Source organism: Micromonospora sp. CCTCC AA 2012012, assembly GCF_040499845.1.
Classification (GTDB): Bacteria; Actinomycetota; Actinomycetes; order Mycobacteriales; family Micromonosporaceae; genus Micromonospora; species Micromonospora mangrovi.
This window is the reverse complement of sequence record NZ_CP159342.1, coordinates 5763514-5788219: the sequence shown is the minus strand read 5'-3', so window position 1 is coordinate 5788219 and position 24706 is coordinate 5763514. Positions and strand designations below refer to the sequence as shown.

General features: G+C 73.6%; 24 protein-coding genes. 10 read left to right on the top strand and 14 right to left on the bottom strand.

Annotation, left to right across the window (positions count from 1 at the left end; genetic code table 11):
* From gvpJ to ABUL08_RS26145, 5 genes are all read right to left on the bottom strand, one after another.
* On the bottom strand, positions 1-429 hold the full coding sequence (gene gvpJ, locus ABUL08_RS30715) for a gas vesicle protein GvpJ (protein ID WP_449288905.1): 429 nt from the start codon (positions 427-429) through the stop codon (positions 1-3).
* Positions 426-1640 carry an SRPBCC family protein gene (locus tag ABUL08_RS26160; protein ID WP_350932665.1) on the bottom strand — a complete coding sequence of 405 codons (1215 nt, stop codon included), beginning with the start codon at positions 1638-1640 and terminating at the stop codon, positions 426-428. Before ABUL08_RS26160 ends, gvpJ begins: the two co-directional genes overlap by 4 nt.
* A 2-nt stretch (positions 1641-1642) precedes the next feature.
* Positions 1643-2104 carry a hypothetical protein gene (locus ABUL08_RS26155; RefSeq protein WP_350932663.1) on the bottom strand — a complete coding sequence of 154 codons (462 nt, stop codon included), beginning with the start codon at positions 2102-2104 and terminating at the stop codon, positions 1643-1645.
* Between the two features lie 296 nt (positions 2105-2400).
* On the bottom strand, positions 2401-2910 hold the full coding sequence (locus tag ABUL08_RS26150) for a GNAT family N-acetyltransferase (protein WP_350932662.1): 510 nt from the start codon (positions 2908-2910) through the stop codon (positions 2401-2403).
* Between the two features lie 145 nt (positions 2911-3055).
* Positions 3056-3949 carry a hypothetical protein gene (locus ABUL08_RS26145; RefSeq protein WP_350932661.1) on the bottom strand — a complete coding sequence of 298 codons (894 nt, stop codon included), beginning with the start codon at positions 3947-3949 and terminating at the stop codon, positions 3056-3058.
* 133 nt (positions 3950-4082) lie between these two features.
* On the opposite strand from ABUL08_RS26145, the gene ABUL08_RS26140 reads away from it, so the two are divergent.
* Positions 4083-4295, top strand: a complete 213-nt coding sequence (locus tag ABUL08_RS26140; protein WP_350932660.1) for a hypothetical protein — start codon at positions 4083-4085, stop codon at positions 4293-4295.
* A gap of 4 nt (positions 4296-4299) precedes the next feature.
* Here ABUL08_RS26140 and ABUL08_RS26135 read toward each other — a convergent pair whose 3' ends face one another.
* The 4 genes from ABUL08_RS26135 to ABUL08_RS26120 all read right to left on the bottom strand — a co-directional run bounded on the left by ABUL08_RS26135 (position 4300) and on the right by ABUL08_RS26120 (position 7779).
* Complete coding sequence (locus ABUL08_RS26135) at positions 4300-4743, bottom strand: DUF3263 domain-containing protein (protein ID WP_350932659.1); 444 nt, start codon at positions 4741-4743, stop codon at positions 4300-4302.
* Positions 4744-4875: 132 nt separating this feature from the next.
* Positions 4876-5889 (bottom strand): ABC transporter permease subunit, encoded by a 1014-nt coding sequence (locus ABUL08_RS26130; protein ID WP_350932658.1) that lies wholly within the window; start codon positions 5887-5889, stop codon positions 4876-4878.
* Positions 5886-6893: an ABC transporter ATP-binding protein gene (locus ABUL08_RS26125; RefSeq protein WP_350932656.1), complete on the bottom strand. Its 1008-nt coding sequence runs from the start codon at positions 6891-6893 to the stop codon at positions 5886-5888. The genes ABUL08_RS26130 and ABUL08_RS26125 overlap by 4 nt, the downstream gene beginning before the upstream one ends.
* 100 nt (positions 6894-6993) lie before the next feature.
* A complete protein-coding gene (locus tag ABUL08_RS26120) occupies positions 6994-7779 on the bottom strand; it encodes a DeoR/GlpR family DNA-binding transcription regulator (RefSeq protein WP_350932655.1) in 786 nt (261 codons plus the stop codon).
* A gap of 190 nt (positions 7780-7969) precedes the next feature.
* Between ABUL08_RS26120 and ABUL08_RS26115 the strand changes: the two genes are divergently transcribed.
* The 3 genes from ABUL08_RS26115 to nagA are packed head-to-tail and all read left to right on the top strand — an operon-like array spanning position 7970 to position 10955.
* Entirely contained in the window at positions 7970-8899 is a 930-nt protein-coding gene (locus ABUL08_RS26115) for an SIS domain-containing protein (RefSeq protein WP_350932654.1), read from the top strand.
* The gene (locus ABUL08_RS26110) at positions 8896-9813 is read left to right on the top strand and encodes an ROK family protein (protein WP_350932653.1); all 918 of its coding nucleotides are present in this window, start codon (positions 8896-8898) and stop codon (positions 9811-9813) included. The genes ABUL08_RS26115 and ABUL08_RS26110 overlap by 4 nt, the downstream gene beginning before the upstream one ends.
* Before the next feature lie 32 nt (positions 9814-9845).
* Entirely contained in the window at positions 9846-10955 is a 1110-nt protein-coding gene (gene nagA / locus ABUL08_RS26105) for an N-acetylglucosamine-6-phosphate deacetylase (protein ID WP_350932651.1), read from the top strand.
* 245 nt (positions 10956-11200) lie between these two features.
* Here the strand turns inward: nagA and ABUL08_RS26100 are convergent, their stop codons facing one another.
* Entirely contained in the window at positions 11201-12412 is a 1212-nt protein-coding gene (locus ABUL08_RS26100; protein WP_350932650.1) for a DUF4032 domain-containing protein, read from the bottom strand.
* Positions 12413-12553: 141 nt separating this feature from the next.
* Here ABUL08_RS26100 and ABUL08_RS26095 point away from each other — a divergent pair, with 141 nt between their 5' ends.
* On the top strand, positions 12554-13285 hold the full coding sequence (locus ABUL08_RS26095) for a phosphatase PAP2 family protein (protein WP_350938845.1): 732 nt from the start codon (positions 12554-12556) through the stop codon (positions 13283-13285).
* A 10-nt stretch (positions 13286-13295) separates the two neighbouring features.
* Positions 13296-14540 carry an APC family permease gene (locus ABUL08_RS26090; RefSeq protein ID WP_350932648.1) on the top strand — a complete coding sequence of 415 codons (1245 nt, stop codon included), beginning with the start codon at positions 13296-13298 and terminating at the stop codon, positions 14538-14540.
* 7 nt (positions 14541-14547) lie between these two features.
* Here ABUL08_RS26090 and ABUL08_RS26085 read toward each other — a convergent pair whose 3' ends face one another.
* The gene (locus ABUL08_RS26085; RefSeq protein ID WP_350932647.1) at positions 14548-16329 is read right to left on the bottom strand and encodes a potassium channel protein; all 1782 of its coding nucleotides are present in this window, start codon (positions 16327-16329) and stop codon (positions 14548-14550) included.
* 86 nt (positions 16330-16415) lie between these two features.
* Between ABUL08_RS26085 and ABUL08_RS26080 the strand changes: the two genes are divergently transcribed.
* Positions 16416-16895: an MSMEG_6728 family protein gene (locus ABUL08_RS26080; protein WP_350932646.1), complete on the top strand. Its 480-nt coding sequence runs from the start codon at positions 16416-16418 to the stop codon at positions 16893-16895.
* A gap of 44 nt (positions 16896-16939) precedes the next feature.
* Complete coding sequence (locus ABUL08_RS26075) at positions 16940-18466, top strand: FAD-dependent oxidoreductase (protein WP_350932644.1); 1527 nt, start codon at positions 16940-16942, stop codon at positions 18464-18466.
* A 57-nt stretch (positions 18467-18523) separates the two neighbouring features.
* On the opposite strand, the gene adhE is transcribed toward ABUL08_RS26075, so the two are convergent.
* Positions 18524-21112, bottom strand: a complete 2589-nt coding sequence (gene adhE / locus ABUL08_RS26070) for a bifunctional acetaldehyde-CoA/alcohol dehydrogenase (protein WP_350932643.1) — start codon at positions 21110-21112, stop codon at positions 18524-18526.
* A gap of 216 nt (positions 21113-21328) precedes the next feature.
* On the opposite strand from adhE, the gene ABUL08_RS26065 reads away from it, so the two are divergent.
* Together ABUL08_RS26065 and ABUL08_RS26060 are read left to right on the top strand one after the other, a co-directional pair.
* A complete protein-coding gene (locus ABUL08_RS26065) occupies positions 21329-22477 on the top strand; it encodes a hypothetical protein (RefSeq protein ID WP_350932642.1) in 1149 nt (382 codons plus the stop codon).
* A 226-nt stretch (positions 22478-22703) separates the two neighbouring features.
* On the top strand, positions 22704-23147 hold the full coding sequence (locus ABUL08_RS26060) for an HNH endonuclease (protein ID WP_350932641.1): 444 nt from the start codon (positions 22704-22706) through the stop codon (positions 23145-23147).
* 72 nt (positions 23148-23219) lie between these two features.
* On the opposite strand, the gene ABUL08_RS26055 is transcribed toward ABUL08_RS26060, so the two are convergent.
* A complete protein-coding gene (locus ABUL08_RS26055) occupies positions 23220-23798 on the bottom strand; it encodes a hypothetical protein (RefSeq protein ID WP_350932639.1) in 579 nt (192 codons plus the stop codon).
* Between the two features lie 103 nt (positions 23799-23901).
* Positions 23902-24669 carry an enoyl-CoA hydratase/isomerase family protein gene (locus tag ABUL08_RS26050; RefSeq protein WP_350932638.1) on the bottom strand — a complete coding sequence of 256 codons (768 nt, stop codon included), beginning with the start codon at positions 24667-24669 and terminating at the stop codon, positions 23902-23904.
* Between the last annotated feature and the right edge of the window lie 37 nt (positions 24670-24706).

Below are 24706 nucleotides of genomic sequence, written 5' to 3'. Positions count from 1 at the left end.
TCAGCCCTCCTCGTCCCGGCGGCGCGGGCGGTCCCGCTTGCGCTCGGAGCGGTCGCTGATCGAGTCGGCCACCGCGCCACTGATCTCCTGCGCCGCCTTGCCCAGGCCGGAGAGGGCCTTGCCCTTGGTCGCCGCCCCGGCCGCGTCGCCCACCAGGTCGGGCAGCCCCTTGGTGCCCTTCGGGGTGATGTCGTACCGGTCGACCGCCTCGGCGAACCGCAGGTACGTCTCGACGCTGGCGATCACGATCCGGGCGTTGATCTCCAGGAGGTTGATGCCGACCACGGCGACCGACACCTGCGCGTCGATCACCACGCCCTTGTCCAGCACCGTCTCCACCACGTCGGCGAGGGTTCCCCCGCCCCCGCCACCACCGCCGCGTTCCAGGGCGCCACCGCCCTGACCGCCGCTCGTCGTCGCGATCGTCATTCGCCACGCTCCTCACGGCGGCGGCGGACCACCGGCCGACGGGGTGCCTCGGGGGCCCGACGGGCGGCCGGGCGGGGACGCTCCTCGCGGGGCTCCCGCTCCTCCCGCGGCTGCGGGCGGCGGGCCCGCTCCGGCTGACGGCGGCGCACCGGAGGCTTCTCCTCCTCGGGCTCCTCCTCCTCGTCGTAGCCCTCGTCGAAGTCCTCGCCCTCCTCGTACTCGTCGTACTCCTCCTCCTGCGGGGGACGACGACGCTGCGGCGCACGACGGCGGCCACGCTCGGCGGGCCGGCGCTCCTCCTCCGGCTCCTCCTCGGGCTCCTCCGCCTCCTCGGGCTCCTCGACCTGGCCCTGCTCCTGCTGCTCGCGGGCCTCCTGCTCCTCCTGGAGCGCGGTCTCGTGGTCCTTGACCACCTGGGAGTCCTCGATCTCGCCGCGCCAGCCCTCGACCGAGTCGGGGTCGAGCACGGTCACGGTCATGACGTGCCGGACGAAGTGCTTCATCTCCAGCCGGACCCGCCGGCCCTGGGCCCGCCACAGGTTGCCGGTGTGCTCGAAGAGGCCCTTCGGGTGGTACTCCAGGACGACGAGGATCTTCGTCAGCTCCGGGCCGACCTCGTGGAAGCTGACCGTGCCGTCGACGGAGCCCTTCACGCCCTTCGACCGCCAGTGGATCAACCGGTCCGGGATCTGCCGGATGATCGTCGACTCCCAGCTGCGGTGCGACCAGAAGATCTGCGCCTTCCAGTTCATCTTCTCGTCGGAGGCGTTCTCCGCCAGCTCCACCTTCTTCATGAAGCTCGGGAAGGCACCGAAGGTGGTCCACTGGTTGTACGCCACCCGGACCGGCACGCCGACCTCGATGGTCTCGACGATGTTGGTGACCTTGAGCTTCTTGCCGCCGCTCTTGCCACCCTTGCCGCCGCCACCACCGAACGCCGACATGAGCTTCTCCTTACCGCCGGCCAGGCCGGCATGGAACATGGCCTTCATCGGGGAGCTGCCCTCGGCGAGCTTCTGCGCGCCGGTGGCGGCGGCGATCAGACCGGGTCCGCCGCCGGACTTGGCGTACTCGCTGAGTCGGCCGGTCGCGCCGGTGAGCCGCTCGGTCACCACCGTCATGGCCCGTTCACCGATCGCGGAGGCCAGATTGCGCAGTTCGCCGCCGAGCTGGTCGCGTGCCCGGTCGGCGAGGTTCGAGGTCGCTGCCATGGTCATCGCCCCCGCTGCCGGCGCGCGACGGCCGGCTGCCGCTCGTCCGAGTCGTCCTGGTCCGAGTCGTCGTCGGCCTCGGGCTGGTCGTCGAGCTCCTGCTCCTCGTCCGGCGCGGAACGCTCGTCGGAGGAGTCGTCCGGCTGGTCACCGCCGGACCTGCGGCGCAGCGCGTCGGCGCTGCCGCGCAGCCGGCCGCTGAGGGCGTCGATGCCGCTGCCCGCGGCGGCCGTCGCGGCGGCCTTGCCGGCGGTGGCCAGCGGGGCGCCCAGCTTGCTCAGGTTGCCCAGTTGGGGGTTGGCGTTCAACAGGTCCGTGCCGTACTTCAGCAGCCCGCCGGGATTCCGGCTGGCCCGTCCGGCGGCCACCGCGGCGCCGAGGGTGAGGGCGGTACGCAACTTCTTCCGACGGCCGAGGACGTAACCGAGGCCGACCGCCAGCGCGATCCGAGCTCCGCTCTTCATCAGTTCTCCTTCGCTCCCCGGCGTACGGAACTCCCGCGCCACACGAGGACAGGCCGGCGGAACAGCTACCGGGGAATAGCCACAAAATGGCCTGCGGGTCGGGTGATTCCGTTTTAGCGGACCCGGCCGTCGATACCCGTGGGCCTACCCACGAAACATTTCCGCGCAGCGCCGGAGAGGCGTGTCACCGGCTAACGGGATGCGCCCTGACAGCGGGGCCTTGCCTGGACAAAACGGTCAGAGAGATCGCCCTGATCAGGGACTTCACATTCCTCGCCCTCGGGCGAGGAATGACCTCAAACGGCCGGCAGAGCGGCGTCCAGACAAATCTGCGCACGCACCGTGCCGCCATCTTCGCGCAATTTCGCACCGCATTTGCGGAGCACCGAAATGGCACCTGCATTGTCCGGCGTCGTCCGCGCCACGACGGTCTGCATTCCGGCTGCGGCGGCCAGGTTCAGCAGTTCCCGCAACGCCGCCGCGCCGAGGCCCTGCCCCCGCGCCGACCGGCCCAGCCACATGCCCGTCTCGACGGTCCCCGGCTCGTCGCAGCGGGCCATCCGCACCATGCCGACCACCTCACCGCCGGCGAGGATGGCGTACATCTGGGTCCCCGTGGGGCCGGCGAAGCCCGCGAAGTGGGCGCGGTGGAACTCCCGGAACGCGTCCCGGCGGGCGGTGGACCAGCCGGCCGGCGCGTCGACCGGAGGCATGACGTCGTCGGGCTCCGCCTCGGCCGCCGCTACCGACAGCAACGGCTCCAGGTTCCCCTCGTTCACCGGCTCCAGCCGTACCGCACCTGCCACGTGCCGCAGTCTGCCGCCCGTAACCGCCTCAGTCCACCCCATCCGGCAGGGTCTGCCGGTACGGCGGAACGTACCGGCCGGTCGGACCGGCTTCGTGTCGCGCGTCACGCTCCGCTGTCACCGGTGCCGGTCCGTGCCCCGCCGATCAGGACGGACCGAACTCGCAGAACACCACCGAGGCGTCGTCGGAGCGCTTGAACCGGCGCAGCCGCTCCGGGTGGTCGCGTTCGGCGGCGCGTACCCGGTCGATCAGCCCGGCCGGCCCCTCGGCGGCGGTGACGTCGAGCAGCCCGGCCCAGTCGAAGAGCCCGAACTGGTCCACCGCGCAGGAGGCCCCGTCGCTGAGCAGCGCCGCCCGGCGCAGCGCACCCGGCCCGCGCAGCGGCAGCGTCCCGGTCAGCGCGTGGTACGCCGCGTCCGGGTCGGTGGCCGCCACCCAGTAGCCGTGCGTCCGGTTCATCCGCTCCCGCTGCGCGGTCACCGCCCGGCGGAAGCGGGCCGAAGGGTCGTCCCCGGGCAGCGCGGCGGCGAGCCGGCGCAGGTCCGCCATCGCGGTGTCCAGCCGGTCGTCGGCGACCACGCTCACCTCGCCGCCCGCGTCCAGCACCAGCGGGCTGTCGCAGAGCACCAGGTAGTCCACCTGCTCCCCGCCCTCACGCAGCAGGCAGACGGTGGTCGACGGGGTGCCCGGGTGGTCCAGGTCGCAGTCGTCGCCGTGGTCCGCGCGGACCGCGAGGATCGCCGCGGCGAGGCAGCTCATCAGGGTCGCCGCCGGTCGGGCCGCCACGGCCAGCCCGATCCGGGCGGCGAGGTGCCGCACGAACCACGCCGGCCCGTGTACGCAGCCGGTGTCGAAGCCGTCCGGCACGGTCGCCCCGTCCAACACCCCGACCAGCGGGCCGAACCGGAACACCACATCCTCGTTCTCCAGCCGGCCGGGCGCCGGGGCGGAGGCGGAGCGTACCCGCATCACCGGTGCCGCGCCGACGGGTCGCGCCGGCCGGCTCCCGGTCAGGAACCGGCGGTCTGGTGCCCCCATGCGTCTGCTCCCTCCGTCGCCGCCCACCTACCCGGCCCGGGCGGCGACATGCGACCCGGCCAACTCGCCGCTGCCACCCGGTCACTCGCGGTAGCGTCGGATGCGGAGGTCGTCGACGCTACGGGGGGACGCCATGTTGGAACGGTTGCACGAGTCAGGACTCAGGGCGGAACACGCCTACCTCGCCGGGTTCGTGAGCATCGGGCTCTCCTTCACCAGCTGGTTCCTCTCCAAGCACCTGGAGCGGGCCGGGGTCGCCCGGGCGGACCGCTGGGGCATCTTCATCGGAGAGTGGGCGCCGACCTTCTTCGCCATCGGCAACGGGCTGCGCACGTACGAGAAATGACGCGTCAGCGACGCCGGTTGCGCGCCCGGGAGGAGCGCAACCGGCGCAGCCGCCCGATCAGCATCGGCTCGGCGGCCAGCGCCGCCGGATGGTCGAGCAGCGCGTTGAGCAGCTGGTAGTAGCGGGTCGCGGAGAGCCCGAAGGTGTCCCGGATCGCCTGCTCCTTGGCCCCGGCGTGCTTCCACCACTGCTGTTCGAAGGCGAGGATCCGCCGTTCCCGCTCGGTGAGCCCGGCCGCCGGTCCGGCGTCGGCGTCGGCCGGAGCGACCTCGTCGGCGGGGGACGAGGCCGCGTCCGCCGGGTCGGCCTCGACGGTCCGGGTCGGATCGGCCTCCACCGCGGGGGCGGAGCGGGGTGGGGGGACGACCGTCGCGCCCTCGCGGCGCTCGACGTCGACCCGGCCGGACGGCTCGGGCCGGTCGGCGGCCGTGGCGGCGTCGGCGGGCATGGCGCTCCTCGGGAGGCGGGCCGGGCACGACGGCACCGACCGGGGGGACCCCAGCCTAACCAGGGCCCGCCCCGGTCGCACCGGACGCAATGTCCGCGTCGGTCACGGTCCGGGAACCGTGGCGACCACGCCTCAGGAGATGTCCCGGCGCCGCATCGTCCAGAACGCCGCGACCAGCACCAGCGCGGTGCCCACCCCGAGCACCACCGCCGAGTGCTGCCAGGTCACCAGCATCGTCTTCGGGGTGCACTCCCCCTGCACGAAGTCGCAGGACCGGTAGTCGATCAGCTTCCGCTGCTTCTCGAACCAGGCCATCGCATAGGTGGACAGGACGTACCGGTCCCCGAAGCGCACGCCCGCCATCGACACGGCGATCCGGATGCCGATCTCGCTGACCACGCCGAGGCCGACCGCGACGCCGAGCGCCATCGCGGTGTGCCGGCCGAGCGAGGCGAGCCCGAAGGCGACCGCGGCGACCGCCAGCACCAGGGCCAGGGCCCGTACGCCGCTGATCGCGGTGGACTGCCAGACCCCGGAGGTGACCTTCGCGGTGCTGCCCCGATAGGTGCCGATCAGCCAGAAGGCCACCGTCCACAGCGCCCCGAGCAGCACGCTCACCCCGAGCACGGCGGTGAGCACGGCGGCCAGCTTGGTGCCGAGGACGGCGAGCCGTCTCGGTCGCCAGAGCAGCAGGTTCATCATTCCGCCGGTGCTCCACTCGGCCCCCACGAAGGAGGCGCCGACCAGGAACGCGAAGAGCGCGACGGCACCCGCGAAGACGCCGATGAAGGTGGCGTACTCGCTGCGGAAGTCGAACTGGTAGGGCAGGTTCCACTTCGGGTCGAACATCTCCGGCTGCGGCTGCCACTGCCGGCCGCAGTCCGGGCCGTACCGCTCCTCGGTCTGCTCGCCCCGCTTGGCGGCGGCGTCGCACTCGGCGATCGACCGTTCCCACTCCTTGACCGCCTGGCGGTAGTCGGCGTCGGACTTGGCCTGCGCCTCGGCCACCACCGCCGGGGAGAGCTTGTGGCTGGAGAACGTGAAGGCGGTGGCGATGCCGGCCAGCCCGAGGACGAGCAGCACCAGCAGCAGCCGGGTGAGCCGGCGCTTGGCCAGCCGGCGCAGTTCGGTGACGTACAGGCTCATGCGCCCCAACCTCCCCGGCTGCCGGGCTGGCCCGACTCACCGACCTTCGTGGACTGGTCGACCTGCCGGTGCTGGCCGGGTACCGGCGCGGTGGAGGTCAGTTCGAGGAAGACGCTCTCCAGGTCGACCGCGACCGGGGAGAGTTCGCTGACATAGAGGCCCTGCTCGGCGAGGAGCCGGCTGACGGTGGCCGGCTTGTCGACCCCGGCCAGCATCAGGTGGTCGGGCTCGGTGGTGACCCGCAGCCCGGCCCGGGTGAGCGTGTCGGCGGCCTGCGGCAGGTCGGTGACCGCCTCCAGGCGGACCCGGACGGCGTGCTGGGAGTGCTGCGCGAGCACCTGCCCGACCGGACCGAAGGCGACCCGGCGGCCCAGCGAGATGATGGTGACGGAGTCGCAGATGAGCTGGATCTCGCCGAGGATGTGGCTGGAGAGCACCACGGTCATGCCGGCTTCGGCCAGGTCGCGCATCAGCGACCGCATCTCGCGGATGCCGCCCGGGTCGAGGCCGTTGGCCGGCTCGTCGAGGATGAGCAGCTTCGGGTTCTTGAGCAGGGCCGAGGCGACGGCGAGGCGCTGCTTCATGCCGAGCGAGTAGGTCTTCACCCGCTCGTCGGCCCGGTCCCGGAGCCCGACCAACTCCAGCACCTCGTCGACCCGCTGCCGGGGCAGTTCGCCGGCACCGGCGAGCAGACCGAGGGTGTCGCGGGCGGAGAAGTGCGGGAAGAACTGCGGGCTCTCCACGATGGCGCCGACCTGGCCGGCGACCGTGGGCAGCGCCCGGGGCAGCTCGTGGCCGAGGATCGCCATCCGGCCGCCGTCGGGCCGGATCAGGCCGAGCAGCGTACGCAGGGTGGTGGTCTTGCCCGAGCCGTTCGGGCCGAGGAAGCCGTGCACCTGCCCGGCCTCGACCCGCATGTCGAAGCCGTCGAGCGCGTGTCGCGTGCCGCGTCGACGACTCCGGTACGTCTTGCGGAGACCTTCTATCTCCAGGACAGCCGACAAGCTGACCTCCCCCGATGAGTTGCGGTGACAGCTCGACACCATACGCGGTATGCAGCGGCTGACAATACCCGGTATGCATCGGGGTTTTCCCTGATTCACCTCAGGCGCAGATGACCTGCACCCCCGCGTCGCGGAACGCCTGCACCACCGCCGGGGCCGCCCCCGAGTCGGTCACCAGGGTCTCCACCCGGTCCACCGGGCAGATCCGGGCGAAGGCGTGACCGCCCAGCTTGGACGAGTCGGCGATGACCACCACCCGCTTGGCCCGCGCGACCATCAGGCTGTTCATCGCGGCCTCACCCTCGTGGTGGGCGGCGGCGCCGAGCTGCGGGTCGATCGCGTCCACGCCGAGCAGGGCGACGTCCAGGGTGACCTCGCGCAGCAGCGCCCCGCCGAGCGGGCCGACCAGCTCGAACGACTTGGGCCGGACCACCCCGCCGGCCACCACCACCTTCATCCGGGACCGGACCAGCAGCTCGTTGGCGATATTCAGCGCGTTGGTGACCACGGTGAGCTGGGCACCCTCGGCGCTGGTGTTCAGGTCGGGCCGGACGGCCAGGGCCCGGGCCACCTCGGTGCTGGTGGTGCCGCCGTTGAGGCCGACCACGGTGCCCGGGGTGACCAACGCGGCGGCCGCCGCGCCGATCCGCTGCTTCTCGGCGGAGTGCTTGGCGGTCTTGTAGCGCAGCGGCAGGTCGTAGGAGACGCCGTTGGCGACCGCGCCGCCCCGGGTACGGGTGATCATCTGCTGCTGGGCGAGTTGGTCGAAGTCGCGCCGGATGGTGGCCTGGGAGACGTCGAGCCGCGCCGCGGCCTCCTCCACACTCACCCGCCCGCTGTCGGTCAGCATCTCCAGCAGGGCGTTCCATCGGGCGTACCGGTCCATGGCTCCCTGACTCTGCACGATCGGTGATTGATTGCGTGCACAGTAGTGCGCGAAACTACGTGTGCGCAAAACCTTCGACTGCGCAATGTGGGAGCTGGTTGCCACGGCCACCCCGGTTCGCGCAGAATAACGCGCGAAAGACGGCCATAACGAGCCGTATTGCGCAGCGTCTCCCCGGCGAGGAGTTGTCATGGCGTACGTGCACGCGGAGATCGCGAGCCAGCCCGACTGCTGGCGAGAGGCGGCGCAGCTCGCCCCGACCGTCGCCGACCGCCTGCCGCGCCCCGGCGAGCGGGTCGCCGTCGTCGGTTGCGGCACGTCGTGGTTCATGGCGACGGCGTACGCCGGGCTGCGCGAGCACGCCGGGCAGGGCGAGACGGACGCCTTCCAGGCCTCCGAGTTCCCCACCGGCCGGCGCTACGACCGGCTGATCGCCATCACCCGCTCCGGCACCACCACCGAGGTGCTGGAGCTGCTCAACGCGCTGCGCGGCCAGGTGCCGACCACCGTCATCGTCGGCGACCCCACCTCCCCCGCGGTCGAGCTGGCCGACGCGGCGGTGACCATGCCCTTCGCCGACGAGCGGTCGGTGGTGCAGACCCGCTTCGCCACCACCGCGCTGGCACTGCTCCGCGCGCACCTGGGCGACGACATCGGCCGGCTCGCCGCCGACGCCGAGGTGGCCGTCCGGGTCCCGCTGCCGGTCGACCCGGCCCGGATCGAGCAGGTCACCTTCCTCGGGCGCGGCTGGACCGTCGGGCTCGCCCACGAGGCGGCGCTGAAGTGCCGCGAGGCGGCCACCTTCTGGGCCGAGGCGTACCCGGCCATGGACTACCGGCACGGGCCCATCTCGGTGGGCGCGCCGGGCCGGCTGGTCTGGGCGTTCGGCGGGATCCCGGACGGGTTGCCCGAGGACGTCGCCGCCACCGGCGCCACCTTCGTGCACAGCCGCACCCACGGCTGCCGCACCGTGCTGACGAGCTGGGCCGCCGGGCGTACCCCGGTCGACCCGATGGCCGACCTGATCCTCGCCCAGCGCTTCGCCGTCGCCCTGGCCACCAGCCGCGGCCTCGACCCCGACGCGCCCCGCCACCTGACCCGCTCCGTGGTCCTCGCGTGACCGATCCGACCGTCGTCGTCGCACTGGACGTGGGCGGCACCGGGATGAAGTGCGCCCTGGTCCGCCCGGACGGCAGCACCGTGCACACCGAACGGCACCCCACCGGCGCCGCCCGCGGCCCGGACGCGGTGGTCGGGACCATCCTGGAGGTCGCCGAAGGACTGGCCGGCAAGGCCCGCGCCGACGGTCTGGAGCCGGTGGCCTGCGGCATCGCCGTACCGGGGGTGGTGGACGACGCCCGTGGGGTGGCGGTCTGGTCGGCGAACGTCGGCTTCCGGGACGTACCCCTGCGGGACCTGGCGGCGGCGCGGCTCGACCTGCCGACGACGCTCGGCCACGACGTGCGCGTCGGTGGCCTGGCCGAGGCCCGGCTCGGCGCCGGACGCGGCACCCGCCACGTGCTCTTCGTCGCGATCGGCACCGGCATCGCCGCGTCCCACGTGGTCGACGGGTCGGCTGTCACCGGGGCGCACGGCGCCGCCGGCGAGATCGGCCACATCCTGGTACGCCCCGACGGCCCGCGCTGCGGCTGCGGCCGCCCCGGCTGCCTGGAGGCGGTGGCCTCGGCCGCCGCGGTGGCCCGCCGGTACGCCGAACTGACCGGCGACCCGGTCAGCGCGGCCGAGGTGGCGGACCGCGCCGCGGCCGGCGAGCCCGCGGCGGGCCAGGTCTGGCGGGAGACCGTGGCGGCCCTGGCCGACGGACTCGCCACCGGGCAGGCCCTCTTCGACGTGGAGACGGTGGTGATCGGGGGTGGCCTGGCCCAGGCCGGCCCCCGCCTGCTCGACCCGCTGCGCGTCGCGCTGCACGAGCGGATGACCTTCCACCGGGAACCCCGCCTGGTCGGCGCGGCCCTCGGTGACGAGGCCGGCTGCCTCGGTGCGGCGCTGCTGGCGCTCGACGCCCTAGCCTGAGCTGCCCACCCCCCGACACGAGGAGAGAGCTGATGACCCTGCGGGTGACCGGCAAGGTGGTGACCCCGACCGGCGTGATCCGGCAGGGCTGCGTGGAGGTCACCGGCGACCGCATCCGGGCGGTCGCCGAATACCCGTCGGTCCGCGACGGGCACTGGATCGTCCCCGGCTTCGTGGACATGCACACCCACGGCGGCGGCGGGCACACCTTCACCACCGGCGACGCCGACTCCGCCCGACAGGCCGCCGCGTTCCACCTCGCGCACGGCACCACCACCCTGCTCGCCAGCCTGGTCAGCTCCCCGTTCGAGCTGATGCGGGACGCCACCGCGGCGTACCGGCCGCTGGTGGAGTCGGGCGTGCTGGCCGGTGTCCACTTCGAGGGGCCCTACCTGTCGGCGGCCCGCTGCGGCGCGCAGAACCCGGAGTTCCTCCGCGACCCGTCCACCGACGAGCTGGCGGAGCTGATCGAGCTGGGCGGCGGTGCCGTGCGGATGGTGACCGTCGCCCCGGAGCGGGACGGCGCGCTGGACGCGATCAAGCTGCTCGTCTCGCACGGCGTGGTCGCCGCGGTCGGCCACACCGACGCCACCTGGGCGCAGACCCGGGCCGCCGTGGCGGCGGGCGCGAGCGTCGGCACCCACCTGTTCAACGGCATGCGCCCGCTGCACCACCGGGAGCCCGGGCCGGTGGTGGCCCTGCTGGAGGCGCCGAACGTGGTCTGCGAGCTGGTCGCCGACGGCGTCCACCTGCACGACGGCATGCTCGGCTTCGCCACCTCCGTCGCCGGCCCGGAGCGGGCCGCGCTGATCACCGACGCGATGGCCGCCGCCGGCATGCCCGACGGCGAGTACGAACTCGGTGGCCAGGCCGTCACCGTGGCCGACGGGGTGGCCCGGCTGACCGAGGGCGGCGCGATCGCCGGCAGCACCCTCACCATGGACGCCGCCCTCCGGCACGCCGTGGCCGCCGGGGTCCCGCTGCCCGACGCCTGCCGGATGGTGGCCACCACCCCGGCCCGGGCCATCGGCCTCGGCGACCGGGTCGGCACCCTCCAGCCCGGCCTCCGCGCCGACCTCGTCGTCCTCGACGACGACCTGAACGTGGTCCGGGTGATGCGGGCCGGCGCCTGGGTGGAGTGACCCCGCTGGGTACGCCGGTGGAGGGCAGTCGGAAGACGCTACGAACTTGATTACATGGATGGGTCACCGTTCCGGGCCGGACCCGATGGACCGGACGGCAGCCGGCCGGGCCGGACAGCGGCCGGTGATTCATTGATGTAATCAAGTTCGCAGGCGACAGAACGCCTCAGTCCGCGGCTGGCGGAGGCGCCAGCCTGCCCACCGCCCACGACTCGCCGAAAGCCCACGGAACGGCCCACGGAGGGTCAGCCGGCGGTGGGCACCTCGACGCCGAGGACGGCCTGCTCGTCGGGGCGGTGCACCAGCACGTCCGCCAGATAGGAGTGCACCGCCTGGCGCATGCCCACGTCCCGGCCGGCCTGCTCGGAGAGCAGCCACTTGTGCTCGATGATCTGCGCGAAGAGCTCCTGCGGCTCCAGCTTGCGGCGCAGGTGCGCCGGCACCGCCCGGACCACCGGCTCGAAGACCTCGGTCAGCCAGCGGTGCGCGGCCTGCTGCTCGTCGGTCAGGTCGCTCTCCACCCGGTACGCGTCCAGGTCGTTGAGGAGCTTGCGGGCCTGGTTCTCCTCGGCGTCCAGGCCGGTCAGCCGGATCAGCCGACGGGTGTGGTAGCCGGCGTCCACCACCTTCGGCCGGACCAGGAACCGCCCGTTGTCGGCGGTCGACATGGCGACCTCGGCGACGTCGAAGCCCAGCTCGTTGAGGCGGCGGATCCGGCCCTCGATGTCGTGCCGGGCCTCCCGCTCGATCTGCTGCTCATAGGTGATCTCGTGCCAGAGCCGCTCGTACCGGGCCACGACCTCCTCGCAGACCACCTCCGGGTCGATCGACTCGTGCAGCAGCCCGGCGGCCTGGAGGTCCAGCGCCTCACCGAAGATGTTCACCCGCGCGATCTCCAGGTCCTCGCCGCGCTGGCCCTCGGAGAGCGAGGTGTGCAGCGCCCCCGTCTCGGCGTCCACCAGATAGGCGGCGAAGGCGCCCGCGTCCCGGCGGAACAGCGTGTTCGACAGCGAGCAGTCGCCCCAGAAGAAGCCGGTCAGGTGCATCCGTACGATCAGCGCGGCGAGCGCGTCCAGCAGCCGGTTCATCGTCTCCGGCCGGAGCGTGTTGGAGAAGAGCGCCCGGTAGGGCAGCGAGAACTGCAGGTGCCGGGTGATCAGCACCGACTCGAGCGGCTCCCCGTCGTCGGTCCGCCGGTCGGCGACGACCGCCACCGCCTCGACCGACGGGAAGTCGATCCGCTCCAGCGCCCGCAGCAGGTCGTACTCCCGCTCGGCGATCCGCTCGCGGGTCTCCTTGAACGCGTACACGTAGTCGCCGAGGCGGACGAAGCGCACGATGTGCCGCGAGATGCCCTGCGGCAGCGCGACCAGGTGCTGGTCAGGCCACTCCTCCAGCGGGGTCGACCAGGGGAGGTCGAGCAGCGCCGGGTCGACGAGAGCCGAGGTGATCCGCACGGGGACAAGTGTGCAGGCTCACCCCGCCGGAGCGCTTCCCTTCGTGGGCCGGCACACAGCGACCGACGCCCGCGCGGGTCCGGCACCGCGGGCGGCCGGTAGCGTGGTCGCGTGCGCCAGACCTCGGGGGTACGTGAGAAGCTGCGGCTGCGCCCCGTCCGACCGGCCGGTTGGCGGTGGGACGCGCTGCTGCTGGCCGCCCTCGTCGCGCTGACCGTCCTGCTCACCACCGGTCACCTGCTCGGCCTGGACCGGGCGGTCGCCGACTGGGCCGACACGCACCGGCCGACCGCCGCCTACTGGACGGCGCGGGTGCTGAACTACCTCGGCCAGGGCACCCCGCTGACCCTGCTGGCCGCCGGGGTCGGCGTGCTGGTGGGGATCCGGCTCCACTCGGTCCGTCCGGTGCTGCCACCGATTGCCGCCTTCGTGCTCACCTACCTCACCATCGGTCCGCTGAAGCTCTGGACCGACCGCGCCGCACCGAGCGCCAGCATCAAGGAGCCGTTCCTGCCGGAGGGGGACGCCGTGCGGCTCTTCCACACCGACGGGCCCTACGGGGTGTCGTACCCGTCGGGTCACGTCGCCAACTCGATCGTCTGGTACGGCGTGCTCGCGCTGCTGCTCGCCCCGCTGCTGCGCACCTTCGGCCGGACCGTCCCGCCCCGGCTGGTCACCCTGGTCCGGGTTCTGCCGCCGGTCGTCGTGCTCTGCACCACCACCTATCTGGGCTGGCACTGGTTGACCGACTCGCTCGCCGGGCTGCTGCTGGGGCTGCTGCTGGACCGGATCCTGCACCGGGTGCCCTGGGACGACCTGCCGCTGCCGGGCCGGTTACGCGACTGGGACCGCCCGTTCATCTCGTACCCCTAGGGTCCGGATCGTGGATCGACTGAGGCGGCGGCTGGGCGTACCCGATGCGGTGGTCATCGGTCTGGGCTCGATGCTCGGCGCGGGCGTCTTCGTGGTCTTCGCTCCGGCCGCGGCGGCGGCCGGCGGCGCCGGGCTGCTGATCGCGCTGGCCCTGGCGGGCTTCATCGCGTGGTGCAACGCGACCAGCTCGGCGCGGCTGGCCGCCCGCTACCCGGAGTCCGGCGGCACCTACGTCTACGGCCGGGAGCGGCTGCACCCGTTCGCCGGTTTCGTCGCCGGCTGGGGATTCGTGGTCGGCAAGACGGCGAGCTGCGCGGCGATGGCGCTGACCATCGGGGCGTACCTCTGGCCCGGCCGGGCGCGCCTCGTCGCGGTCGTCGCGGTGGTGGCGGTGACCGCGGTGAACCTGCGCGGCATCGGCAAGACCGCGGCGGCGACCCGCGCGCTGGTGGTCCTGGTGCTGTCGGTCCTCGCGCTGGTCGCGGTGACCGGCGCGCCGCACGTCGCGCCCGACCGGCTGGACGGCCTCGCCGGCACCGGGATCCGGGGCGTGCTCACCGCCGCCGGCCTGCTCTTCTTCGCCTTCGCCGGGTACGCCCGGATCGCCACCCTCGGCGAGGAGGTCCGCGACCCGGCCCGGACCATCCCGCGCGCGGTGCCGCTGGCGCTCGGCGCGGTGCTGGCGATCTATCTGGTGCTGGCCGTGGTCGCGCTCGGCGTGCTCGGCGAGGACCGGCTGGCCGCCTCGACCGCGCCCCTGGCCGACGTGGTGACCGCCGCCGGGCTGCCCGACCTGACCTGGGTCGTCCGGGCCGGCGCGACCGTGGCGGTGACCGGGGTGCTGCTCTCCCTGCTCGCCGGGGTGGGGCGGACGACCCTCGCGATGGCCCGCCGCCGCGACCTGCCCGGGGCGCTCGCCGCCGTGCACCCCCGGTACGGGGTCCCGCACCGCGCCGAGGTGGCGGTCGCCGCCGTGGTGGCCGTGGTGGTGGCGCTCGGCGACGTACGGGGCGCGATCGGCTTCTCCAGCTGCACGGTGCTGGTCTACTACGCGATCGCCAACGCCTCCGCGCTCACCCTCGGCCGTGACCCGACCCGGAAGGCGCCGGTGCAGCTCCTCGCCGCCCTCGGGCTGGTCGGCTGCCTGGTGCTGGCGGTCAGCCTGCCCCCGGCCAGCGTGCTCGCCGGTTTCGGCGTCCTCGCCCTCGGCGCCGCCGGGTACGCCCTGCGCCACGCCGTGACCCGCCGCCCCTGACCCGGCGTCACTCCTCCGGCTGCCTCGGCACCGGTGCGCCGGCCGGCTCGGGCGGGACCGGGGTGGTCTCGCGGAGCAGGGCGCTCAGCCCGGCCCGCCGGGCCACCACGGTCAGCCGGTCCCCCGCCGAGATCATCATCCGCGGGTCGGCGGTCCAGTCGGTCTTCTGCCCCGCCCGGGCGTACGCGAGCAGCCGCACCTCGCCGGGGCGGCTCACCGCCGCGAGCGGTCGGCCGTCCAACGCCGAACCGGCCACCACCGGCACCTCGGTGACCAGCAGGGCGTGCCGGCCGACCGGGATGGTGGCGATCACCGCCCGGTCCAGCAGCGCCGCCACGAACGAGGGCGCCGCCAGGTAGGAGACGCTGCGCGAGATGCCGATGCCGAACGCCTTCTGGATCCGCTCGGCGAAGTCCCCGTCGAAGAGGCGCAGCACCACCCGCAGGTCGGCGTCGAGCGAACGGGCGTTCAACGCGGCCCGCAGGTTGGTGCCGTCGTCGGTGGAGACCACCACCAGCGCCTGGCAGGTGTCGACGGAGGCGGCCCGGAGCGTCTCCTCCAGCCCGGCGTCCCCCACGATCAGCGGTACGCCCAGCCGGTGCGCCAGCGCGGCACCCCGCGCGTCCGGGTCCTTGTCGATGGCCACCACCTCGACGCCGAAGTCGTGCAGTTGCGCCATCACCCGGGTGCCGATGTTGCCCAGCCCGACCACCACCACGTGCCCGGTCCGGGCCGGCTGGATCCGGCCGGCGTGCAGGGCCAGCCGGGCGTTCACGACGCCGTCGACCACCACCGCGGTGATCAGCGGGATCAGCGCCAGCCCGGCGAGGTTCAGCACCACCTGCATGACCTGCGCGGCGGCCGGTTTGTTGACGTCCGGGTCCTGGCCGCTGAGCGTGGTGACCAGGGTCAGATAGAGCGCCTCGGCCCAGTCGACGCCCGAGGCGCGGGAGTTCAGCCAGCCGAGCAGGGCGATCACCCCGAGCAGCAGGAGCACGGCCACGCCGATCTTGCGGGTGGCGAAGCTGCGGACCGCCCGGAGCAGCACCGTCACCGGCTGCCGGCGCCGCCGGGCGCGGACCAGCCGCCGGGCGGCCAGCTCGGTGCCGGGCCGCTGCCCGGTCGCCTCGGCGAGCACCACGTCGGCCGTCGCATCCTCGGCGGGCAGCAGCCGGGTCGACGCCGGATCGGTGGTGACGGCCAGCCCGCAGATGACGTCGGTCGGGCGTACGTCGGTGCGGCGGGCCACGTAGAGGGTGCGTCCGCCGTGCCGGAAGTGGGTGGGCGCGACCTCGCCGAGCGCGGCGGCGACGAAGGCGGGGGCGGCCATCGAGGCGTCGGAGAGCACCGCCGAGTCCGGAAAGAGCTGCCGTACGCCGTTGGCGAGGCTGGTGTTGAACATGCGTACCACCAGGCGCAGCCGGGGCTCGACCTCCTGGGCGCAGAGCGCGGCGTGCATGTTGCCCACGTCGTCCTGGTGCAGCAGGGCCAGCCCGTCGGCGCCGGCCAGCCCGGCCCGGCGGAAGGTCGCCTCGTCCAGCCGGGCGGCGATGATCACCTGGACGCCGTCGAGGTCCCGGCCGTCCGGGCCGTCGGAACGCCGCCGCTCGGGCACGACCAGGGTGACCCGGACCTGGCCGGCGGGCGTCTCGGTGGCGAGCAGCGACCGCACCACCCAGTAGGCGAGCGGGTCGGAGCCGCAGATCACGTAGTGCGGGCGGGCGTCGCCGTTCATGCGCAACCGCCAGCCGGTCGCGCGGCGGGCACGGTCGCGCAGCGGGTCGGCCATGTCCGGATGGTAGTCAGCCGCTCGCAGCCCGCGCAGCCCCGCGATCATGAACGCATGGCGTCCGCCCAGGCGGGTAGAGCAGCGACATGCAGACGTTCCTGCCGTACCCGGACTTCCTGGCGAGCGCCCGGACGCTGGACCAGAAACGGCTGGGCAAGCAGCGGGTGGAGGCCATCCAGGTGCTGCGGGGGCTGACCCGGCCGGGTTACGGCTGGCGCAACCACCCGGCGGTGAAGATGTGGGCCGGCTACGAGGAGGCGCTGACCCGGTACGGGCTGGACATGTGTGCCGTCTGGTGCGAACCGGGTCGGGCGGACACCTGCGCGGCCACCCTGGCCACCGACCTCGCCGCCGCCTGCGGCATCGAGGTCGTCCGCACCCAGCAGGAGCTGGCGGGGGCCGGTGAGCTGCCGCCCTGGCTGGGTCGCGAGGACCTGCACCTGAGCCATCGCTCCTCGCTGCTGCGCAAGGACCCCGACCACTACGCCCCCCGGTTCGCCGGCACCCCGCCCGACCTGGAGTACGTCTGGCCGCCGTCGGACCGCCCCCGCCGCTGCCTGCCCTGACCGGCGATCGGGCAGACTGGGGACCCGTCGGCGAAGAGGTGCTCATGGCGTTGTCGCAACTGGTCGGTCGGCTCATCGGCGTACGGGAGCACGTGGTGGACCCGGGCGGCGGCGGCGCGGACCGCGTGCCGCAGCCCACGACGGCGGTCGTGGTCGGCGGTGGCATCGCCGGCATGTCGGCCGCGGTGGTGCTCGCCGAGCGCGGGGTGGACGTGACGGTGCTGGAGGCGGCGCCGACGCTGGGCGGCCGACTGGGCGCCTGGCCGGAGGCGCTGCCCGACGGCGAGCAGCGCAACGAGCACGGCTTCCACGCCTTCTTCCGGCAGTACTACAACTGGCGGTCGATCCTGCGCCGCGTCGACCCGGGGCTGGGCTTCCTCAAGCCGATCCCCGGCTATCCGATCCTGTCCGAGCAGTGGCCGACGGAGGAGTTCGGCAAGCTGCCGCCCGCCCCGCCGGCGAACCTGCTGGCCCTGCTGCTGCGCAGCCCCAGCCTGCGCCTGGCGGACCTGCGCGGGATGGACCGGGACGCCGCGCTGCCGCTGCTCACCTACGACCCGGTCCGCACCTACGCCGACTTCGACGACACGACCGCCGACGAGCTGCTCACGTCGCTCAAGCTGCCGGACCGCGCCCGGGCGATGCTCTTCGAGGTCTTCTCGCACTCGTTCTTCAACCACGAGGCCGAGATGTCGGCCGCCGAGATGATCGCGCAGTTCCACTTCTATCTGCTCGGCAACCCGGAGGGGCTGGCCTTCGACTGCCCCGACGAGGACTACGCGACGGCGATCTGGGAGCCGCTGACCCGGCACGTGTCGAAGCACGGCGGCCGGGTGGTCACCGGGGTCGCCGCCACCCGGCTGGACCACGACCCGAAGGGCTGGCGGGTCACCGCCGCGGACGGGTCGTCGTACCGCGCCGGGCACGTCGTGCTCGCCGTCGACCCGCCGGCGCTTGCCGCACTGGTCGCGGCCTCGCCCGGCCTGGTCGCGACCGCGCCGGAGCTGGTGGAGCGGATGCCCGCGTTCGGCCGGCCCGGTCCGCCGTACGCGGTGGCCCGCTACTGGATGGACGGCGACGTGCGCGCCGACCGGGCGGTCTTCAACGGGGTGTCCCGGCAGCCCACGCTCGACTCGGTGACCCTCTATCACCGGCTGGAGAACGAGTCGCGGCGCTGGGCCGAGCGCACCGGCGGCTCGGTGATCGAACTGCACGCGTACGCCTGCGAGCCGGACGTGCCGGCGCAGGAGCTGGCCGAGCGGATGCGGGTGGAGCTGACCCGGCTCTGGCCGGAGGCGGCCGACCTGAAGGTCCGGGAGCTGCGCGCCCGGGTGGAGGCGCAGGCGCCCGCGTTCACCCCGGGCAGTGACGCCTGGCGGCCCGGCGTACGCACCGACGCCGACGGCCTCTATCTGGCCGGGGACGGCATCCGCACGGAGTTCCCGAGCGCCCTGATGGAACGGTCGGCGGCCACCGGCATCATCGCCGCGAACCACATCCTGCGTGGCGCGGGCGCGGCGGCGGAACCGGTCCGCTCGATCCGCCCCCGCGGCCTGCTCGCCCGGAAGTGAGCAACGGCCCCCGGTCGACGCCTGCACCGGGGGCCGTCGTTCGGCGGGGGCCGTTGCTCAGCGGGTGACGCCGTCCCAGCGGGTGCCGTGGTAGGCGGCCCGCATGAGCTGCTGCATGTCGTCCAGCATCGGCATCCGTGGGTTGGCCGGCGCGCACTGGTCGGAGTACGCGTTCAGCGCCTGCTGCGGCAGCGCCGCCACGAACCGCTCCTCCGCCACCCCGATCGCCCCGAAGGACGGCTCGATGCCGACGGCGTCGCGGAGCCGTTCCACCGCGTCGGCGAGGGACGCCACCCCCTCGGCGGGCGTCGCGGCGGGCAGGCCGAGCAGCCGGGCGATCTCGGCGAAGCGCTCGGGTGCCCGGTAGCTCTCGTACCTGGGCCAGCCGGAGAGCTTCGACGGGACGGTGCCGTTGTAGCGGATGACGTGCGGCAGCAGCACCGCGTTGGTCCGGCCGTGGGCGATGTGGAAGGTCGCGCCGAGGGTGTGCGACATGGCGTGCACGATGCCGAGGAAGGCGCTGCCGAACGCCATCCCGGCGATGGTGCCGGCGTTGTGCATCCGCTCCCGCGCCTCGTCGTCGCCGTCGACCACCGAGCGTTCCAGGTTGGCGAAGATCAGCCGGATGGCGTGCAGGGCCAGCCCGTCGGTGAAGTCGTTGGCATAGACCGACACGTACGCCTCGATGGCGTGGGTGAGCGCGTCGAAGCCGCTGTCGGCGGCGATGGCGCGGGGCATGCTGGCGGTCAGCACCGGGTCGACGATGGCCACGCTCGGGGTGAGCGCGTAGTCCGCGAGGGGGTACTTCCTGCCGGTGCCGTGGTCGGTGATGACCGCGAACGGGGTCACCTCCGCGCCGGTGCCCGACGTGGTCGGTACGCAGACCAGCCGGGCCTTCTCCCCGAGGCTGGGGAAGGTGAAGGCGCGCTTGCGGATGTCGAAGAACTTCTCCCGCATGTCGTCGAAGACGACCTCGGGGTGCTCGTACTTCAGCCACATCACCTTGGCCGCGTCCATCGCGGAGCCGCCGCCGAGGGCGATGATGGTGTCCGGCCGGAACGCCCGCATCAGCGCGGCACCCCGGTCGACGGTGGTGACGCTCGGCTCGGGCTCCACGTCGTCGATGATCTGGAGGGCGATCTTCTCGGCCCGCCGTTGCAGGATCCGGTTGACCCGGTCGACGAAGCCGAGCCGGGTCATGGTGGCGTCGGTGACCACGGTGACCCGGTGCACGTCCGGCATCTCGGCGAGGTAGCGCAGCGCGTTCGGCTCGAAGTAGATCTTCGAGGGGACCTTGAACCACTGCATGTTGTTGGTCCGCCGGCCGATCCGCTTGATGTTGACCAGGTTGACCGCGGAGACGTTGTCGGAGACCGAGTTCCGGCCGTAGCTGCCGCAGCCGAGGGTGAGCGAGGGCAGGAAGGCGTTGTACATGTCGCCGATGCCGCCCTGCGAGGCCGGCGAGTTCCAGATGATCCGGACCGCCTTGACCCGCTGCCCGAACTCCTCGACCAGCGCCTCGTCCTCGGTGTGGATGGCCGCGCTGTGGCCGAGGCCGTGGAACTCCACCATCTGCTCCGCGTACGCCAGGCCCTGCTCGCGGGTGCCGGCCCGGAGCACGGCGAGGACCGGGCAGAGCTTCTCCCGGGTGAGCGGCTCGTCGGGCCCGACGCCGCCCACCTCCGCCAGGATGATCGAGGTACGCGGCGGCACGGTCAGCCCGGCGGCCTCGGCGATCCATTCGGCGGTCCGCCCGACGACGTCCGGGTTCAGCTTCCCGTTGGGGAAGAGCAGCGCCTCCAGCCGGCGCTTGTCCTCGGCCGTGGCCACGTACGCGTGCAGCGTGCGGAACTCGTCCAGCGCGGCGTCCCAGATCGTGTCGTCGACGATGGCGGCCTGTTCGGAGGCGCAGATCATGCCGTTGTCGAACGACTTGGAGAGCACGATGTCGTTGACGGCCCGCTTCAGTTTCGCGCTCGCCTCGACGTAGGCGGGTACGTTGCCGGCCCCGACGCCGAGCGCCGGCTTCCCCGCCGAGTACGCCGCCCGGACCATGCTGTTGCCGCCGGTGGCGAGGATGGTGGCGATGCCGGGGTGGTGCATCAGCGCGGTGGTGGCCTCGACCGAGGGCTGGTCGATCCACTGGATGCAGTGCTCGGGTGCCCCGGCGGCGACGGCCGCGTCGCGCACCGTGCGGGCCGCCTCGACGCTGCACCGCTGCGCCGAGGGGTGGAACGCGAAGACGATCGGGTTGCGGGTCTTCAGCGCGAGCAGGGCCTTGAAGATGGTGGTGGAGGTGGGGTTGGTGACCGGCGTGATGCCGGCGATCACCCCCACCGGGTCGGCGATCTCCACGATCCCGTTGATCTCGTCCCGGCTGATCACGCCGACCGTCTTCAGCGTCGCCATCGAGTGCGTCACGTGCTCGCAGGCGAAGATGTTCTTGACGGCCTTGTCCTCGAAGACGCCCCGTCCGGTCTCCTCCACGGCGAGCTGGGCGAGCGCGGCGTGCCGGTCGAGGGCAGCCACGGACGCCTTCCGCACGATGTGGTCGACCTGCTCCTGGGTGAACCGGTCATAGTCGGCGAGCGCCTTGAGTCCGTCGGCGACCAGGCTGTCGATCGTGACGTCGAGTTCGGTGGACATGCTCTCTCACCTCGGCGGTTGTGGCGTCAGGGGCAACCTCAGACTGGGCGACCGGGCGGTGCGGCGGTGGGGCGGAAGGACCCGGTGGACCGCTGCCGAAGGTCCCGTCCCGCGTTCCGTCCCATTAGTCGGGATATGTGAATCCCTACATAAGACGCGAAAGCGGCCTTACGCTCGACTGACGTCGATCCGGCGGCGGCACGGGAGGTCAGGAGCATGTGGGCAGCGCAGCGGCCGGCCGTCGAGGAGGACGGCCGGGACGACGCGTACGGGCTGCTCCGGGACGAGCGGGCGTGCATCGTCACCGCGCTGCGGCTCGGCTGGTGGCTCGCCGACGCGTACCAGCACGCGCAGACCGCCGACCTGACCGCCGACGGGCCACCCGCCACCGCCCCGGCGAAGCTGTCCAACGTGACCGAGATGCCGGGCCCGGACCGGCTCCGGATGTACCTGGACGGCGCGGAGGTCGCGATCACCCAGGTGGCGGCGCTGACCCTCCCCGGCCGGCCCGTCCCGTCGACCGCCGCCGCCCGCGCCGCCACCGACGGTGAGCGGGAGCCGCTCCTGCTCGCCCTGGACGAGCTGAACGTCGACCTGCTGCGCTGGACGATGGCCACCAACCACCGGGTCGGGCTGGCCTACCGGCTCGGTCGGTCCCTCGCCGACACGGTCCGGCGCGGCGACGCCGACCAGCTCGTCCAACGCTTCGGCGGGCGGCAGGTGCAGATCAGCCGGTGGCTGGACGAGCTGGCCAGCGTGCTTCCCCCGTACTCGGCGGCGGTGGTGCGCCGGTCGCTGGCCGACTGGGCGGGCGCGGTCACCCGCGCGGGCGTCGGCGACCCGACCGAGGCGGGACTGCCCGAACTGGCCCGTGAGCTGCGCAACCAGGGCGACCTGTGGCGCGGCGTGCTGACCGGCGGACTGCACCCGGGTGACCTGCTCGACGAGGAGAACTGGGCGGTGGTCGCCCGGAACCTGATCATCCGGGACCGGAAGCTGGTGGTGCAGGCGGCCCGCGGGATCTTCTGGCCGGTGCTCGTACCCCTGCTGGTGGTGCTCGTGGCCGTGGTCGGGGTGAGCGCCGCCGCGGCGGCCGGCTCGCCCGCCACCCGGGCGGCGGTGGCCCTGCTCGGCCTGGGCGCGGGGCTGACCGCGATCTGGCGGACGATCTCCGGTCCGGCCCTGTCGGTGGCCGCCGAGGTGAACCGGCCGCTGCTGGAGAGCGAGCTGGCCGTGCAGATGGCGGCCCGGGTCAACCGTCCGCTGGCCACCGCCCGGACCGCCGGCCGCGCCGGCCGACAACGCCACCCGCTGCGGGACGGATCGAAATCCGTTGCCCGCCTCACCGGCGCGGATCTACCGTGACCCGGCAAGGTCAACCACCGCTCCGGGAGCCGTCGATGTCGCTACCGCACGTCACCACCGTGCCGTCGTGGCTGCTGCGCGACGGTTGCCGAGCCGAAGGTCCCGCCGTCGGGTGGCCCGACTGACGCGTGTGCCGCACGCGTCCCCGCCGCCCGTCCGATCGCCGGACCGGGCGGCTTTTCGCTGTCCGGACCGCACCACCGCAGTCGTGAGAAGGGAGTGCCCGGTGGACGCCGTCCTCGTCGTCAACGCCGACCTCGGCCCGCTGCACCGGGTCACCGTCCAGCACGCGATCCGGATGCTCTGCCGGCGGGTCGCCGAGATCCACGAGGCCGAGCCGGACCAGCTCATCGGCGTCTTTCCGATGCCGCGCGTGGTCCGCCTCGTCCGGTACGTGGTGACCCGCTGGCGGTTCACCGCCGGACCGGCCTGGTCCCGGGGCGGCGTGCTGCGCCGCGACGGCCGGCGCTGCGCCTACTGCGACGCCCCGGCCAGCACCATCGACCACATCCTGCCCCGCTCCCGCGGCGGCCGGAACACCTGGCGGAACACCACCGCCGCCTGCTACGAGTGCAACCAGCGCAAGAGCGACCGGACCCCGGCCGAGGCGGGCATGCCGCTGCGGCGGGAGCCGGTGACGCCGGGCTGGGCGGCGCTCGCCGGGCGGTGACGGGCCGGCCGGCGGGCACAGGGGGCCGCGTCGGGGGGTACGCCCCGGCGCGGCGCCCGCCGGTCCTCGCCGTCACGCCGTCGGACCGGCACCGGCCGGGCCGTCGAGGGCCGCGGCGGAGTCGGCGGCCGGATGGGCCCGCAGGAACGCCTCACCGCGACGGGCGTCGCGCAGGATGTGCCAGCAGGCGAGGACGAACAGGACGCCGGTCAGCCCGAAGAGCGCCAGGAAGGCCGGCGAGAACTGCAGCAACGCCTGCCCGAGTTGCATCGTCACCAGGCCGCCGAACAGAGGCACGACCCAACGCTGCCGGATCAGCTGCTCGGCGACCGCGCGCAGCACCGGCCGGTCGGTCTCGGTCGGCACCTCTCCCCGCCGGACCGCCCGGAGCAACTCGCGGCGGCGCGGCCCGGCCGCCGGCAGCGCCGACTCCCGGGCGGCACGGAAGCTGCCGCTGCGCGCGGCCCGCACCAGGGCGGCCACCTCGATCACCAGCCCGAGTACGGCGAGCACGCCACCGGTCACCGCGACCGGAGCGGGCGGGTCACCGTGCCGCAGGAACCAGCGCGGCATGCCGTAGGCGGCCAGCAGGCCGACCAGGAGGGAGAGGACGGCGAAGGCGCAGACGCCCGCCAGGACCCGGCGTCGCATCCGCCAGCGGTCGTTCCGACTCTGCTCGGCACCGTCCACCATGGTCCCCCGTCGGTCGTCGAGGGCTTCGACGTACCCCCGACGGCGCCCGGTCACACGGCGGTCAGTGAGCGGCCGGCGGTGTCCAGCCGAAACGCGGCGGGCGCCGCTCGTTGGCCGCGGCCACCCCCTCGCGGGCCTCGCCGCTGGCCCGGACCTGCCCGTGCCACCAGGCGATCCGCTCGGCGTCGGCCCGCTCGTCGATGATCTCCTTGGCCGCCGCGACGGTCAGTCGCGAGCGCTCCGCGATCACGCCGGTGAGCGCCGCGACCCGGGCGGCCACCGCGTCGGCCGGCAGCACCTCGTCGACCAGACCGATCCGCAGCGCCCGCTCGGCGTCGATCAGCTCGCCGGTGAACAGCAGGTGCTTCGCGGCCGACGGACCCACCAGCCGGGCCAGCCGCCGGGTGGTCGGCGCGGGATAGACCAGCCCCAACCGCGCCGGGGGTACGCCGAAGCGGGCGTCCGCGGCGGCGATCCGCAGGTCGCAGGCGACGGCGAGCTGGCAGCCGCCGCCGACGCAGGCGCCCCGGATCTCGGCCACCGTCGGCTTGGCGAAGGTGGCCAGCCGCTCCTCGGCGGTGACGGCGATGCTGGCGTCACCCGCGTCCAGCAGCTCGTCCAGGTCACCGAGGTCGGCCCCGGCGCAGAAGGTGCCCGCCGCGCCGGTGAGCACCAGCGCGTGCACCGCGCGGTCCGCCTCCAGCCCGTCGAGCAGCACCGGGAGCTGCCGCCACATCGCGGCCGTCATCGCGTTGCGGCGGGCCGGGTTCCGGATCACCACCGTCGCCACCGCCCCGGTCACCTCGACGGTCAGCTCCGCGTCCGACATGTTCTCCTCCAGGGCCGACGGTTCGGCTGACCATAAC

Bases quoted from the DNA above. Each gene is read 5' to 3' on its own strand.
- gvpJ (WP_449288905.1), bottom strand. From the start codon at position 429: ATGACGATCGCGACGACGAGCGGCGGTCAGGGCGGTGGCGCCCTGGAA.
- ABUL08_RS26160 (WP_350932665.1), bottom strand. From the start codon at position 1,640: ATGGCAGCGACCTCGAACCTCGCCGACCGGGCACGCGACCAGCTCGGC.
- ABUL08_RS26155 (WP_350932663.1), bottom strand. From the start codon at position 2,104: ATGAAGAGCGGAGCTCGGATCGCGCTGGCGGTCGGCCTCGGTTACGTC.
- ABUL08_RS26145 (WP_350932661.1), bottom strand. From the start codon at position 3,949: ATGGGGGCACCAGACCGCCGGTTCCTGACCGGGAGCCGGCCGGCGCGA.
- ABUL08_RS26140 (WP_350932660.1), top strand. From the start codon at position 4,083: ATGTTGGAACGGTTGCACGAGTCAGGACTCAGGGCGGAACACGCCTAC.
- ABUL08_RS26135 (WP_350932659.1), bottom strand. From the start codon at position 4,743: ATGCCCGCCGACGCCGCCACGGCCGCCGACCGGCCCGAGCCGTCCGGC.
- ABUL08_RS26130 (WP_350932658.1), bottom strand. From the start codon at position 5,889: ATGAGCCTGTACGTCACCGAACTGCGCCGGCTGGCCAAGCGCCGGCTC.
- ABUL08_RS26120 (WP_350932655.1), bottom strand. From the start codon at position 7,779: ATGGACCGGTACGCCCGATGGAACGCCCTGCTGGAGATGCTGACCGAC.
- ABUL08_RS26115 (WP_350932654.1), top strand. From the start codon at position 7,970: ATGGCGTACGTGCACGCGGAGATCGCGAGCCAGCCCGACTGCTGGCGA.
- nagA (WP_350932651.1), top strand. From the start codon at position 9,846: ATGACCCTGCGGGTGACCGGCAAGGTGGTGACCCCGACCGGCGTGATC.
- ABUL08_RS26085 (WP_350932647.1), bottom strand. From the start codon at position 16,329: ATGGCCGACCCGCTGCGCGACCGTGCCCGCCGCGCGACCGGCTGGCGG.
- ABUL08_RS26080 (WP_350932646.1), top strand. From the start codon at position 16,416: ATGCAGACGTTCCTGCCGTACCCGGACTTCCTGGCGAGCGCCCGGACG.
- ABUL08_RS26075 (WP_350932644.1), top strand. From the start codon at position 16,940: ATGGCGTTGTCGCAACTGGTCGGTCGGCTCATCGGCGTACGGGAGCAC.
- adhE (WP_350932643.1), bottom strand. From the start codon at position 21,112: ATGTCCACCGAACTCGACGTCACGATCGACAGCCTGGTCGCCGACGGA.
- ABUL08_RS26065 (WP_350932642.1), top strand. From the start codon at position 21,329: ATGTGGGCAGCGCAGCGGCCGGCCGTCGAGGAGGACGGCCGGGACGAC.
- ABUL08_RS26055 (WP_350932639.1), bottom strand. From the start codon at position 23,798: ATGCGACGCCGGGTCCTGGCGGGCGTCTGCGCCTTCGCCGTCCTCTCC.
- ABUL08_RS26050 (WP_350932638.1), bottom strand. From the start codon at position 24,669: ATGTCGGACGCGGAGCTGACCGTCGAGGTGACCGGGGCGGTGGCGACG.